At 68.2% G+C, this 14488-nt stretch carries 12 protein-coding genes; 1 reads left to right on the top strand and 11 read right to left on the bottom strand.

The genetic code is table 11. From position 1 onward, the window contains the following. Positions 1-24: 24 nt before the first annotated feature. From ACLJRL_RS11000 to ACLJRL_RS11040, 9 genes are all read right to left on the bottom strand, one after another. Positions 25-1143 (bottom strand): ABC transporter ATP-binding protein, encoded by a 1119-nt coding sequence (locus ACLJRL_RS11000; protein WP_410655983.1) that lies wholly within the window; start codon positions 1141-1143, stop codon positions 25-27. Next, positions 1140-2135: an ABC transporter ATP-binding protein gene (locus ACLJRL_RS11005; protein WP_410655984.1), complete on the bottom strand. Its 996-nt coding sequence runs from the start codon at positions 2133-2135 to the stop codon at positions 1140-1142. Before ACLJRL_RS11005 ends, ACLJRL_RS11000 begins: the two co-directional genes overlap by 4 nt. Positions 2136-2144: 9 nt before the next feature. Then, entirely contained in the window at positions 2145-3080 is a 936-nt protein-coding gene (locus ACLJRL_RS11010) for an ABC transporter permease (RefSeq protein WP_410655985.1), read from the bottom strand. Next, a complete protein-coding gene (locus tag ACLJRL_RS11015; RefSeq protein WP_410655986.1) occupies positions 3077-4078 on the bottom strand; it encodes an ABC transporter permease in 1002 nt (333 codons plus the stop codon). Before ACLJRL_RS11015 ends, ACLJRL_RS11010 begins: the two co-directional genes overlap by 4 nt. Before the next feature lie 87 nt (positions 4079-4165). Then, positions 4166-5707: an ABC transporter substrate-binding protein gene (locus ACLJRL_RS11020; protein ID WP_410655987.1), complete on the bottom strand. Its 1542-nt coding sequence runs from the start codon at positions 5705-5707 to the stop codon at positions 4166-4168. A 400-nt stretch (positions 5708-6107) separates the two neighbouring features. Next, positions 6108-6599, bottom strand: coding sequence for a uridine kinase (locus ACLJRL_RS11025; protein WP_410655988.1), 492 nt, complete (start codon positions 6597-6599; stop codon positions 6108-6110). Between the two features lie 44 nt (positions 6600-6643). Further along, a complete protein-coding gene (locus tag ACLJRL_RS11030) occupies positions 6644-7096 on the bottom strand; it encodes a DUF2304 domain-containing protein (RefSeq protein ID WP_410655989.1) in 453 nt (150 codons plus the stop codon). A gap of 12 nt (positions 7097-7108) precedes the next feature. Then, a complete protein-coding gene (locus ACLJRL_RS11035; RefSeq protein WP_410656172.1) occupies positions 7109-7810 on the bottom strand; it encodes a glycosyltransferase family 2 protein in 702 nt (233 codons plus the stop codon). A 59-nt stretch (positions 7811-7869) separates the two neighbouring features. Next, positions 7870-9810 carry a DUF6541 family protein gene (locus ACLJRL_RS11040; protein WP_410655990.1) on the bottom strand — a complete coding sequence of 647 codons (1941 nt, stop codon included), beginning with the start codon at positions 9808-9810 and terminating at the stop codon, positions 7870-7872. A 179-nt stretch (positions 9811-9989) separates the two neighbouring features. Here ACLJRL_RS11040 and ACLJRL_RS11045 point away from each other — a divergent pair, with 179 nt between their 5' ends. Beyond that, positions 9990-12050, top strand: a complete 2061-nt coding sequence (locus ACLJRL_RS11045; RefSeq protein ID WP_410655991.1) for a DUF6541 family protein — start codon at positions 9990-9992, stop codon at positions 12048-12050. 75 nt (positions 12051-12125) lie between these two features. On the opposite strand, the gene ACLJRL_RS11050 is transcribed toward ACLJRL_RS11045, so the two are convergent. Both ACLJRL_RS11050 and ACLJRL_RS11055 read right to left on the bottom strand, forming a co-directional pair. Next, positions 12126-13403: a hypothetical protein gene (locus ACLJRL_RS11050; protein ID WP_410655992.1), complete on the bottom strand. Its 1278-nt coding sequence runs from the start codon at positions 13401-13403 to the stop codon at positions 12126-12128. Then, positions 13400-14431 (bottom strand): glycosyltransferase family 2 protein, encoded by a 1032-nt coding sequence (locus tag ACLJRL_RS11055; protein ID WP_410655993.1) that lies wholly within the window; start codon positions 14429-14431, stop codon positions 13400-13402. Before ACLJRL_RS11055 ends, ACLJRL_RS11050 begins: the two co-directional genes overlap by 4 nt. Positions 14432-14488: the final 57 nt, after the last annotated feature.

Raw genomic sequence — 14488 nt, forward strand, 5'->3', positions numbered from 1 at the left:
AATCACTCACGACCAACGGCGAAACTAGAGGATCTCGGCGGCCGAGCCGACATCCGGCAGGCCACCGACGTCGGGGTTCAGCTCCCCGGCACCGACGAGTTCCGCCTTGACCTCGTGCGGCAGGATCCGGCCGTCACGGATGTCTTCCGCATAGTGGCAGGCGACCCGATGTCCGGCGCCGATCTCCCGCAGCTGCGGGCGGTCGGTGTCGCACAGGCTCTGCTGCTTCCACGGGCATCGCGTGTGGAAGCGGCACCCGGACGGCGGCCGCGCCGGCGAGGGCAGGTCGCCGGCGAGCAGGATCTGCTCGCGGCTGTCCTCGACCACCGGGTCCGGCACGGGAATCGCCGAGAGCAGCGCCCGCGTGTACGGGTGCAGAGGGTTCTCGTACAACGCGTCGGCGTCGGCCTCCTCGACCAGCGAGCCGAGGTACATCACGCCGATCCGGTCGGAGATGTGCCGCACCACCGCGAGGTCGTGCGCGATCACGAGGTACGTGAGCCCGAGCTTCTGCTGCAGGTCTTCGAGCAGGTTGACCACCTGCGCCTGCACCGAGACGTCCAGCGCGGACACCGGTTCGTCGGCGACGATCAGGTCCGGCTCGACGGCCAGTGCCCGCGCGATGCCGATGCGCTGACGCTGTCCGCCCGAGAACTCGTGCGGGTACTTCCGCAGCGAGGACTCGGGAAGCCCGACGGCGGAAAGGAGTTCGCGCAGCCGCCGGGCCGTCGTTTCCTTGTCCTTGTCGAGGCCGTGCGCCTTCATTCCTTCGGTCAGAATGGATTCCACCGACTGCCGGGGGTCCAAACTGGACATCGGGTCCTGGAAGACCATCTGCATCCGGCGGCGCGCCCTGCGCAGGTCCTCGCCCTTGAGCCCGGCCACATCGGTGCCGTCGAAGACGACGTTGCCGTTCGTCAGCTCGGTCAGCCGGAGGATCGCCCTGCCCAAAGTGGACTTTCCGCAACCGGATTCCCCGACCAGGCCATAGGTTTCGCCCTTGCGGATGGCCAGGTCGACACCGTCGACGGCGTACACGTGCCCGACCGTCCGGTCGACCACGATGCCGCGCTTGATCGGGAAGTGCACCTTGAGGTCGTTGACCTCCAGGAGCACTTCCTGCGGCTGTACCGTGTTCGTCATCGGGCCCCTCCTCGTGCGGCCACGGCCGGGATCACCGGGTTGTGGCAGCGCAGCAGCCCGCCGCGATCAGGGGTCAGCTGCGGTGAAACCTCCCGGCACACGCCGAGAGCGTTCGGGCAGCGGGGCGCGAAGGCGCAACCGCCGTCCCACGGGATGTTGTCGGCGACGGATCCCTTGATGGGAACCAGTTTCTCGCCGCGGCCCGCGTCGAGACGCGGGATCGAGGCGAGCAGGCCGTGCGTGTACGGATGCCGTGGCTCGGCGAACAGCGCGTGCCGCTCCGCCCGCTCGACGATCTTGCCGCCGTAGAGCACGTTGACCTCGTCGCAGAGACCGGCGACGACACCGAGGTCGTGCGTGATCATGATCAGCGCGGTCCCGGTGTCCTGCACCAGTTCCCGCAGCAGCGCGAGGATCTGCGCCTGGATCGTCACGTCGAGCGCGGTGGTCGGCTCGTCGGCGATGAGCAGCCGCGGACGGCACGCGAGCGCGATCGCGATGAGCGCGCGCTGCCGCATTCCGCCGGAAAGCTGGTGCGGGTACTCGGTAAGCCGCCGCGCCGGGTCGGGGATGCCGACCTTTTCCAGCAGTCCCACCGCTTCCACCGACGCCACCTTGCGGGACATCCCGCGGTGGCGCTCCAGCACCTCGGTGATCTGCAGGCCGATCGGGATGACCGGGTTCAGCGAGGACAGCGGGTCCTGGAACACCATGCCGAGGTCACGACCCCGGCGGTCCCGCATTTCCCGGTCCGAAAGGCCGAGCAGATCCGTGCCTTCGAACGAGACCGAACCGCTGACCTTGTTGCCGCGCTTCGCGAGCAGCCGCATGATCGCCAGCGACGTCACGGACTTGCCGCAACCGGATTCGCCGACGAGGCCGACGGTCTGGCCCGGTTCGACGTCGAAACTGACCTCGTCCACCGCGGCGAAGGGCTTCTCGCCACGCCGCTGGAAAACGACCTTGAGGTCACGAACTTCGAGGAGTGCCATGATGAGAGATCACCGCCTGTTCTTCGGATCGAGGGCTTCACGCAAGGACTCACCGAGCAGCGAGAACCCGAGCGCGACCACGATGATCGCGATGGCCGGGTAGTACGCCAGCTCGGGGCGGATGTCGAGGAACTGCCGAGCGGCGCGGCTCAGCATGATGCCCCATTCCGCCCGGTTCGGGTCCGGGTCGCCGAGACCGAGGAACGACAGCGCCGCCGCTTCGAGGATCGCGGTCGCCAGGGTCAGCGTGGCCTGCACGATGACCGGGCCGAGCGAGTTCGGCAGCATATGCCGCATCACGATCGTCCCGCGCTTCACGCCGAGAGACGTCGCGGCCAGCACATGGTCGCTGTTTCTCTGTACCAGCATCGAACCGCGTAGTAATCGCGCGAAGATCGGCACGCTGACCATCGACACCGCGACGATCACGGTCCACTGGCTCGGCTTCTGGAACAGCGCGGCCACCGAGATCGCCAGCAGCAGCGACGGCACCGACAGCATGACGTCGACCAGCCGCATCAGGGCGGTGTCGACCCAGCCGCCGAACGCCCCGGCGAGCCCGCCGATCAGCATGCCGACCGCGACACCGATGATCGTGGCGAGCACACCGACCAGCAGCGTGTTCTGCGCACCGACCAGCAGCCGCGAAAGGTAGTCACGGCCGAAGTCGTCCACGCCCAGCGGGAAGCCGGCCTGCGCGCCGGGGATGATGCCCTGGCCGAGGATGACCTCGCTCTGGAGGTACCGCTCGTAGGGATCCTTCGGCGCGAGGAGCGGCGCGAAGATCGCCACCAGCAGGAACAGACCGGTGATCACCGCACCGGTGATCGCGACCGGGCTGCGCAGCATCCGGCGCACCGCCTCGCCACCGAGGCTGTGCCCCTTGGCCGCCGACGCGGCGAGCCTGTCGATCGGCTCCTTCTTCTTGTTCAGCAGTGTGTTCATCGGACACGCACCCTCGGGTCGATGAGCCCGTACGAGACGTCGACCAGCATGTTCACCAGCACGTACACCAGTGCCCCGAACAGCAGGAGTGCCTGCAGCCGCGGATAGTCACGCCGTTCGATGCCTTCGGCGAGCAGAAAACCGAGGCCGCGGAAGTTGAACACCCGCTCGGTCAGCACGGCGCCACCGAGCAGCGCGCCGGTCTGCAGGCCGATGGTGGTGACCACCGGCAGGAGGCCGTTGCGGAGCACGTGACGGCGCCGGACGACCGGCTGGGTCAGGCCCTTGGAGTTGGCCGTGCGGATGAAGTCCTCGTTCAGCACGTCCAGCACCGACGCACGGGTGATCCGGACGATCACCGCGAGCGGGATGGTGGCCAGCGCGAACGCCGGGAGGATCAGGTGGGTGATCGCGTCCCAGGCGGCGTCCCACTCCTGGGTGATGACGCCGTCCAAGACCGCGAAACCGGTGATGGTGGTGGCGTCGAGCCCGGCCATCTGGCGGCCCTGCGACGGAAGGCCCAGCGGCCCGGCCAGCAGGTCCTGCATCATGTAACCGAGGAAGAACACCGGCACGGCGACGCCGACCAGGCTGAGGACGATGATCACGTTGTCGACGGGCCCGCCGCGGAACCGGGCGGACAGGTATCCGAACGGGATACCGAGACCCACCGCGATGAGCATCGCGCAGAAGCCGAGTTCGATGGTGGCGGGAAGGAAGTTCCCGATCTCCGACATCACCGGCTGGGCGGAGACCAGCGAGCTGCCGAAGTCGCCGGTGAGTGCCCGGCCGAGGAATTTGAAGTACTGGATGAAGATCGGCTGATCAAGGCCGAGAATGCGGTTCAGGTCGGCGATCTTCTCCGGCGTTGCCTTGTCGCCGAGCAGTGCGCCGGCGGGGCCACCAGGCAGTGACCGGAGCCACGCGAAGACCAAAATGGACAGGATCAAGAGCGTCGGTATCGCTTGTAGCAGCCGACGCACGAGAAAACGGAGCACGTGCGTTCCTTTGTTGCCAGCCCGGGAATGGGCCGAAGGGGGCGGGTGCGGTAGCACCCACCCCCTGCGACCGCTAGTGGTGGTGGATCAGTTGACCGTGACGGTGTAGAAGCGCTCGTCGGTCAGCGGGCTGGCAACCAGGCCCTTCACCTTCGGCCCGACGACGATCGCCGGGGTCGGGAACGCGATCGGGACGGCGGGCATGAAGTCCATGATCTGCTTGTTCACGCCCTGGTAGGCCTTCGCGTGCTCTTCACCGGCGGGAGTGGCGTCCGCCGCGCCGAGCGCGCTGAACAGCTCGGCGTTGTTGAAGCCGAACTCCTTCTTCTCACGGCCGAAGAACGTGCCGACGAAGTTACCGGCGTCGTTGTAGTCACCGGTCCAGCCGAGCAGGTGCAGGTCGTGCTTGCCGAACTTCTGCACGTCGTCCTTGTAGCCGCCGTTCCACGGCTTCGCGACCGGCTCGATGTTGATGCCGATCTTCTTCAGGTCCTCGGAGATCGAGGTGTAAGTGTCGGCCGGGTTCGGCATGTACGGCCGGGTGACCTCGGTCGGGTAGTAGAACTTCAGCGTCAGACCCTCGGCGCCGGCTTCCCTCAGAAGCGACTTGGCCTTCTCCGGGTCGTACGGGTACTTGGTGACGTCGTCGGTGTAGCCGGAGATCGCCTTGGGGACGAACTCGGTCGCGACCTCGGAACCCTCGGACAGCTTCGACTTGACGAACTGTTCGCGGTTGATGCCGTAGGCCAGCGCCTGACGGACCTTGACGTCCTTCAGCTTCGGGTTACCCGACTGGTTGATACCCATGTACAGGATGTTGAACGACGGGCGGATGAGCACCTGCTCGCCGTCGTTGCGCAGCAGGCCGTAGTCCGCGGGCGACGGGTAGTCGTAGCCCTGGATGTCACCGGCCTTGAGTGCCTGCTTACGGGCGTTCTCGTCCGGGATGACCTTGAAGATCAGCTTGTCGAGCTTGGCTGTCTGCGTCGGCCCGTCGGTGGCCTTGGAGAGCGTGATCTCACCCTTGGCCTGGTCCCAGCTGTCGAACTTGAACGGGCCGGTACCGGTCGGGTGCGCGGTGGCGTACTCCGGGTAGGAGAACGAGTCACCACTCTGGGTCACGGCGTCGGCGTTGTACTTCTTCAGCGCGTCCGGGCTCTGGATCGAGAACGACGGGAGCGTGAAGGCCGCCGGGAAGGCACCCTTGTTCTTGTTGAGGTTCAGGACCGCGGTGGCCTCGTCCTTGGCCTGGCAGTCCTTGTACACCGGGTCGCCGCCGGCGTCGCCCTCGTTCTTGGCGAAGCCTTCGAAGACGTCGCCGTAGTAGATCATCTGGCTCTGGGCGGCGGCGCCCTTCATGTTGAACATGCGGTTGAAGTTGAAGCAGACCGCTTCGGCGTTGAACGCGGTGCCGTCGTGGAACTTCACGCCCTTCTTCAGGCTGAAGGTCCACGTCTTACCGTCGTTGCTGCCCTCCCACTTCTCCGCGAGGCCGGGCTCGAGGTCCGCGGTGCCCGGCTTGTTCATGATCAGGGTGTCCATCATCTGCCGGATGATGCGGAACGTCTCCCCGTCGTCGTTGAACAACGGGTCGAAGGTCTTCGGGTTACCGGCGGCACCGAAGACCATGGTTCCTCCCGAGCCACCTCCTGCGCCTTCTTCACGCTTCGATTCGGCACAAGCGGAAATGGAGACCGCGAGTGCGCCGGCAAGCCCGATCAGGGCCACACGGCGTGCTCGGGTCACCCGCAGTTGCTGCATCTGGCACCCCTTGAGGAGAATTTTCGGTGTTTTAGTCACCGTCCGGTCGGTCGGAAACTCGAACTCCGCGGACGATCGGTGTGCCCGCCGACACTAGCGGGAACTCGGCTCGCACTTAAGCACGTGAGGTTACGATCGCGCTACGCGAAGGCCAATACGACCGCAAAGTGTCCGCAATTCCGGACGGAGCGTAATCAATTCCCGACCACTAACGCGTAGAGTGCCGGGTCACTAACACAAATGGGTGTCCACCACTAGGCTCTTCGGGTCACTGACAAGAACGGACATCCGCGGCTTTCCGAGTCCCGTCGACAGCGAACCAACCGCGTTCGAAGAGCTGCCAGCGACGCAGTTCCGCACGGGATTCCTCGCCGTCCCGGCCGACGGTTCGTTCCAGCCGCTCGGTTTCGGTCCCGCCGTCCAGCCACAGGAGCAGGGACAGGGACGGCCGGATCCGCGCCCGGCCGCTGGAAACGCCTTCCAGCACCAAAACGTCGGGGACGGCGATCTCGACTTCTTCACCCGGTCCGGGGACGCCGTCGGACCAGCTCACCCGGCGGTAGACCCCGGGCCGGCCGGCGCGCAACGGCTCCAGGACCCCGGTCTCCAGCCGCGGCCACCACGAAACGGGTTCGTCCCAGGTGGCGAATTCGTCGGTGCTCACGCACTCGGCCCGGACACCGCGCTCGACGAGTTCGGCGGCGATCTGCCTGGCCAGCGTGGACTTCCCGGCCCCGGACGGGCCGTCGACGGCGAGCACGCGGACGGCACCCAGCCTCGGCGGGGCCGCCAGAACGGCGTCGATCAGCGTGCGCGTGCGGCGCTCACTTCGGAGAGCCCTTTGACGTTGTCGGGGGCAGCCATTTTTGGATCATGCACTGCGGCTTCCAGCGCGGCGACCCGCTTCTCCAGGTCACGCTGGGCGTCGGCGAGTTCGCAGCGGAGCAGCGCGATCTCCTCGACAGAGGTCCGGACCTCTTCTTCGAGGTGCCCGACCTCGGTGGACAGGTGCAGCGCGACCAGCGCCAGAACCACGCCTGCCAAAAGGAACACGAAGTTCGACGGCGTCTGCACGCCGGTTATCCGAGCCAGGAAGTCGGCGGCCTGCGGAACGAGCGCGAGCACCATCACGCCGATGGCGAGGACGAGCCACACACCCGCGTACTTCTCACGCAGTTTCCGGCGTCGCATCATCTCGAGGACGACGAACAGCACCAGACAGGCGACGACGATGCTGAGAATGCGCCAGCCATCCATGAAGGGCTCCTTTTACGCCGAATCCGACGAGTCGACGGCGGGACGGCGGCGCACCAGCGCCAGCAGCAGGGCGAGCCCGGCGCGGCCGAGATAGACGGCCGATTTCACCGGAGAATGACTCGGTGTCCCGCCCGCCCGCTCCCGCATGATCACCGGGATTTCCTTGATCTTCATATCGGCGCGGATCGCCATCACCAGCGATTCGACCGTGTCGCCGAGGTATTCGGCCGGGTAGTACGAAGCGAAGAGCTTGATCGCGCGCGGGCCCATCGCCTTGAACCCGGAGGTGACGTCGGTGAGCTTGGTCTTCCCGAGCCGGGAGAACACGAGCGAGAGCACGACCATCGCGTATTTGCGCGGGCCGCTCGCCTTGTACGAACCCTTGCCCGCGAACCGCGAGCCGATCGCGATGTCCGCGTCGTCGAGCGCGTCCAGCAGGGCACTGACCTCATCGGGGTCGTGCTGGCCGTCCGCGTCCACCTGGACGACGACGTCGTAGCCGCGGGCGGCGGCGTACCGGAAGCCGGTGCGCATCGCCCCGCCGACGCCGAGGTTGACCGACAGGCGGGCCACCTCCGCGCCCGCCGCGCGGGCGAGCTTGGCCGTGTCGTCGGCGGAACCGTCGTCCACCACCAGCACGTCTATGCCCGGCAAGGACTGCTTGACCTGGGAAATGACCGAACCGACGCTGGCCTGCTCGTTCAATGCGGGCATCACGATGAGGACGCGGCGGGTGGTCACGGACGTGCTGGACACTCGATCAGCCTATCGTCTCACCGGCCGTGAGCGGCCGCGCCCCGCTCGATCACTCCCCGCTGTCCCTCGATCTCGTAGATCGAGGCGCCCTCGTTGCGGTAGACGAGCTTGAACTCCGGGCTCTCGTCGAGCCCCATCAGACCCGGGTCGTTCGGGCGGTTCGGCATCGCGTTGCCCTTGCCCACGAAGACGTATCGGACCTTGAGCCCGGTGAGGATCTCCCGCACCCGGGGATCGGTGCGCACCGCGTTCGCGTGCTTGCTGACGTAACCCACGTCGGTTTCCGGTTCGGCGCCGTAGTAGCTCCACTGGAGCGGCTCGACGCCCTGCAGCGCGTACATCCAGACCGATCCGTCGATGCGGTCGTTGAGCACGCGCTCCCCCGGCACGGTGTGCCGGGCCAGCCAGCCGAACGCCACCTCTTCGTCCGCGCTCACCGAGGGGAAGCCCCGGTAGGCGATGTTCACGTGGACGGAGTTGAGCCGGATGTAGCCGCCTCCGCTGAGCCCGCCGAGCACGACGGCGAGCAGCGCGAGGCCGGCCAGCACGGGAACGGCGGGGTTGAGCTTCGGCAGCCGATGCCGCACCTTCGCCGCGAACCAGGCCGACGCGGAGTCGGCGAACACCCCGAAGAACACCGCTCCGGCCAACGGGAGAAGCGCGGCGAGCCGGTGATGGTCGTTGTAGAACGGGCCGCTCAGCAAATGGACGAGCCGGTTTTCCAGCGACACCGTGGCCGCGAAGAGGCCGCCCAGGACGACGTAGGACCCGACTAGCCAGAGCATCCGCCGTTGCCGCACCAGCAGGACCAGCCCGCAGAGCGCGGGCAGGCCGATCCACCACTGGGGGAAGTCCGCCATCGGCGAGAACAAGGCGGTCTGGCCGACCGCGCCGGACATGGTCGCGGCCGTCGGCCACACGGTTCCCGTGACGCCCTTGACGTTGTAGAGCGAAGGCAGCACCTGGGTCAGGCCGAGCACGGCGGCGAGCACCGCGGCGGCGGCCAATGACGGCCAGGCCCGCCGCCAGTCGATCGTCTCGGACTTGAAGAGCAGGGCGACGAGGATCAGTGCGCAGTACACGACCACGACGAAGACGATGCTCGTGTGCAGGGCCGCCAGGCCCGCGGTGCCCACGCCGATCGCGAGCGGCGCCGCCGCCCCGCCCTGATCCAGCAGGAGACGCACGAGCGCGAGCATCGCGGGGATCAGCGCGATCCCGGCGGCGTACGGCCACAAGGGGCCGTGCCAGAAGAGGTCCGAGGGGAAGGCCGTGAAGCAGGTGGAAACCGCCGCGGCCGAAGCGGCGGCGACCGGGGACAACCGCCACGCGCGGCACAGCGCGGCGATCCCGAGCGGCAGCGAGAGGACGACCGCCACCGACGCCAGGTTCATGATCGGCATGATCGCGAGGCCGCCCTTGCCGAAGAGCAGCGAAAGCAGCGCGTGATAGGTGTCCGGGTAGAAGTACTGGGTCTCGCCCGCCTTGTTCGCGACGGCGCCGATGGTGCTCGGGCGCGCGTCCCCGCGTTCGGCGATCCAGCGCACCAGGTTCGCGTGGAAGGCGGCGTCCCAGTCCTGGTTCACCGTGCTCACGGGGCCGATGCCGCGCAGCGTGGTGAAGGCGCCGATACCCATTCCGGTCGCGACCCCGGCCGCGGTCAGCGCGTGCGCGCGCCAGGACCACCGCAGGCGGTCGACGTCCGTCTCCCGCCCGGTGAACCGGCTCACGCCCCAGGCCACCGCGAAACCGGCCGCCGAGATGACCAAGGTCCACAGCGCGACGTTCGCCAGCGTCCAGGGGATCCCCGCCCCGCCCAGCAGCGGGATACCGATCGCCACGACCCCGAACCCGAGCAGCGGCGAGGCCGCGGCCAGCGTCCACCCCCGAAGGCCGATCGCCAGACCGAAAACGACACCCGGCAGCCAAAAGGCGGCCAGAACGAGCAAGAAACTCATTCGCACACCATTTCCGCCGGCATCCGTCCCAGAATCGACCACGGTTTGCGGCGATGACCGTTGGTCATGATTCCGAGCACGCTACCGGGGCACGTCCAGGGCTTCTTACCCGCATCCAAGACCTATCGGTACTCCTCATAGACTCGCCGCGTTAGCGGCATTTTTCGATCGGAGAAGGCATGCTGTCCGAAGCTGCCCGGCTTGCAGTCGGCGTTCTCGTCGTCCTTGTCCCCGGGCTCGCGATCCTGCTCGCCGTCGGCCTCCGCGAGCGTCTGTGGCTCGCCGGTCTGTCGGCTCCGCTCACGATGGGCTTCGTGCTGGTGGTGTCGCTCTTCACCGGCGTCACGGGCCTTCACTTCGGGCTGCTCACCGTCCTGATCGCCCTAGTGGTGGTGCTGGTCCTCGCCGGTGGCGCGCGCCTGCTGATCCGGCGCGGGAGGCCGTCCACCGAGCCCGCCGAGGTCACCGACGAGCGGCTCCGGGAGCTGACCGGCCGGACCGGACGGTTCGCGCAGGTCATCGGCGCCCTGATCGCGCTCGCCGGGGTCGGCCTCGGCGTCCGGATGTGGCACAAGGGCCTGGGCTCGTGGGCCACCCCGGCCCAGGAGCACGACACCGTCACGCACGCGGTGCTGACGGCGTACACGCACTTCACCGGGCATGCCGCGCCCTGGCAGGTGCTGCCGATCGACGTCGTGAACGACACCGTCATCCAGTACTACCCGCCGGGCTTCACCGACATCGCCGCGCTGCTGACGGACATCTTCGGCGACACGATGATGGCCATCAACCTGACGACCGTCGTGTTCACCGTGATCGTGCTACCGCTTTCGGTCGCCGCCTTCACCGCCGCCGTCCTCCGGCACGGCCGGGTCGGCCGCGGCTGGGTCGAACTCGCCGCCGGTGTCTCCGCGCTCGTCGCCGTGCAGCTGTACCGCCCGGCCATCGCCTTCGCGCACGACGGCGGGGTCCTGCCGAACGCGGCCGCGCTGGCGCTCACCCCCGGCCTCGTCGCCGTCATGCTGGTGATCGGCAAACGCCACTGGGGCCGGGCCGTGCTGATCGGCGTCGCCATGGCCGGCGCGTTCAACCTGCACCCGAGCGCGCTGACCTCGATCGCGTTCACCACCGTCGCGGCCATGCTCGGCCTGCTGGTCACGCGGCACGGCAGGCTCGCCTTCGTCCGCTCGCTGCTGCCGCTGGTGCTGGCCGCCGTGGTCACGGTGGTCCTGCTGGTCCCGAGTGTGCTGGCGCTGCTGCGCCTCGGCGGCGGCACCGTGTCCGACGCGCCGGCGAACATCCGCGGCGTCCCGATCGGCGACGCCTTCGCCCTGCTCGCCAAGCTGCCCTACGGCGGCTACTTCGATCCCGCCGGCACGCTGGGACAGCTGGCACTCGGCGTGCTCGGCCTGGTCGGCGTGGTGTTCGCGGTGCTCTCTCGCCGCGCGTGGACGCTGGTGACCGCCTGGGTGTTCTGGGCCGCCGTCGTGGTGACCTTCCACAACTCGCCCAACGCGGGCTTCGGCGCGATGATCGGCCGCTACTACTACCGGGTCGCGAGCCGGATCGACAGCCACCTCTACCTGCTGATCCCGTCGCTGGTCGGCGTCACGTTCGCGGTGATCGGGCTGGTGCTGGTCTCGGGCAAGCTGCGGAACCCGATCCCGGTCCGCGCCCGGCCCACGATCGCCTTCGCGCTGACCGTGGTGCTGCTCGGCGCGCTCACCGTGACGACGTTCCGCGACTACATGAACACCGCCGCGTACTCGCTCAGCCAGCGCTACGCCGCCCCGCAGTTCGTCCGGTACTCCGACCAGGACGACGCCGCCGCGAAGTGGCTGAAAGACCACGCGGCACCGGGCGAGACCATCCTCAACAACGCGAACGACGGCTCGACGCTGCTCTATGTCGACTACGACCTGCCGATCGTCAACATCGTCCCGGACGGGCACAGCCCGATCAAGGAGAACGAGCAGCTGCTCGCGCAGTTCAACACCTTCCCGGGCAATCCCCAGGTGCAGGAGATCCTGCGGCGCAAGAACGTGCGCTGGGTCTACGTCGACACCGTCGCGCCGACGGTCGGGACCGACGGCCGCCACTGGAGCGGCGAATGGTCCTTCGACCTGGCACCGGGGCTGAGTGACCTCGCGGGGCTGCCCGGTCTGACGAAGACGTTCACCTCGGGCAGCGTCAGCGTCTACCGGCTCGACCTTCCGCCGCGGCCCCCGACCCAGGGCTGACCGCGAATCAGTCCGTGAAGGCCTCCTTGAGGGACTCAGAGTCCCTCAAGGAGGCCTTCACGGACTGGCGGATACCTAACGCGTGGTCTCGGCAGGGCCGCGGACCACGAAGGCCATGACCACCAGGAGCCCGACCGTCGGGCCGGCCGCGAGGCCGACGACGGCGCGCACGATGGTGTCGCCCGGGAAGAACAGCAGCACCAGGGCGGTCGCCACGACGACGGCGGCCCAGGTGATCAGCACCTTGACGGCCTTGGCCTGCGCGACCAGCACGGCGGCGAGCAGTTGCATCGCGGCCAGCAGGACCGACGACCAGACCAGCCCGGCCATCCACCAGGCCTCCGGGTCGTTCTTGGCGCCGTAGACCAGCCGGACGGCCCACGGGCCGATCAGGTAGCCGACCAGGGCGCCGAGGGCCGCGAGCGCCAGCGCACCCACCGAACCGAGCGCGAGCAGCCTGCGAAGCCGGTGCTTGCCCTCATCGGTGCTGGACAGGCGCACCACGGTCGGCACCGCGAGCGCCTGGACCGGGGACAGCAGCGTGAGCGGCGTCCTGGCCACGAAAAGGGCCAGGAAGAGCACGCCGAGCTTTTCCTTGTCGCCACCGGGCGTGAGCAGGCTGACCAGGGCCGGGTAGCCGGTGATGACACTCGCGGTGAGCCCCGCGCCCGCGAGCAGCATCAGCATGTTCGCGACGATCGGCTTCGCGGGCTCGGCGGCGTCGAGCCTGGGGTCGACCAATCGGACGGCGCCGCGGGCGAACAGCAGCCAGGCGAACGACCCGGTCGCGGCGGCGATGGCGAACCAGAACACCTGGGTGAGCCCGGCGACCACCAGCGCGGCGACCACGAGGATCCGCACGGCGGCCTCGACCAGGATCAGCCACGAGTAGGACCGGACGTGGTCCTGGCCGATGAGCAGGCCGCGCGCGGCGAACTGGAAGGCGAACGAGACCCCGCCGGCGAGCACGATCACCGCGAGCGCGAACTGGCCGCCGTAGACCTTGTCGGTCACCGCCGGGATCAGCGTGAACAGGGCCGCGACCGTGACCGCGACGAGGCTGGTGACGAAGGCGATCACCGCGGGACGTCCGGCCTTGCGGCCTTCGAGCGCGGCGTGCGCGGACTGGCGGGAAAGCTCCTGTTCGAGCGGGGACAGGGCGGCGCCCAGTCCCATCAGCACACCCCAGAAGGAGAGCAGGACGGCGTTGTCGGGCTTCGACAGCGTCCGGCCCCAGACGACGGTGAGGACATAGCCGAGCGCGATGGCGACCAGCAGGTAGACGCCGATCCGCCCGGCGGATTTCCCGGTGTCCTTGGCCAGTTTTTCGCTGCTCATCGGCTCCGCGCTCATCGACCCTGCTGTTGCCGACTCAGCCGGGCTCGCAGCGCCATGAAGAGGCCCCGGAGCGCACCGGCCCCGAAGCCGGCGGCGAACACCGGCGTGAGCCGGGCGACGGCGTTGGCCTCGGCCTTGGTCGCGCCGAACTTCGTCACCGCGAAACCGGCGGCCGTCGAACCCACGGCGGCCAGCGTGACGGCGGTCTTCGGGCGCTTCGCGGCGACGACGAGACCGACCGTGCCGACGGCCATCGCGGCGAACAGGCCGTTGCGCGCGGGGCCGGGGGACGCGAGATAGGAATCGACGAACGTGGTGCCGCGGAAATACGACTGCCCGAGGAACTTCTTGAAGGAATCGCGGCCGTGGTAGGTCGCGGAGAACTCCGGCGACAGGAAGATGCGGTGACGTTCGGCGATCCAGCGCAGAACACCGGTGTCGTCACTGGCGAATCGGACGTCTTCGAAGAGCGAGACGAACGCGTCGGACGAATCCTCGAGAACGTCCTTGGGCGCGGAAAAGAATCCGGTGCCTTTCGGGAACACGTCGAACTCTTCGATACCGAACGACATCAACCGCGGGTTCGCGCAATAACGGCGCCACGGGATCTTGACCAGTCCCGCCATGAATCCCGCATAGGGATTGTGTTCCGACGCGACGTTGACGTGGCCGTTCCACACCGTGCGCTCCGGGTGGTCCACGAGCTGGTCCCGCAGGAAGGTGAGCGAATCCGCGTCCACGATCACGCGGCTGTCCAGCAGCAGGATCTGCCGCCCGGACGCCTTCGCGATCCCCGCCCGGCGTGCCTCGAACCGGCCGCTGTTCGCCTGGAAGAGGACCGTGATCCCGTACAGCTCCTGCAGCTTGGCGAGCTTTTCCGGGGTGGCGTCGGTGCTGCCGTCGTCCACCACGACGACCTCGACCGGCCAGTTCGCCGCCTGTGCCGACGCGATCAGCGCGCCCACACTGCGATCGATCCAGTTCTGCTCGTTGTAGACCGGGATCACCACGGACAGGGCCGGGAGGAGCGAATTCGCACTCACCCCGGCGAGGCTACCTTGCGCGGCCGACCAGTATCCTTCGGGCACCGCAGACTTGCA

Origin of the sequence: Amycolatopsis sp. lyj-112, assembly GCF_046549055.1 — a bacterium.
GTDB lineage: Bacteria > Actinomycetota > Actinomycetes > Mycobacteriales > Pseudonocardiaceae > Amycolatopsis.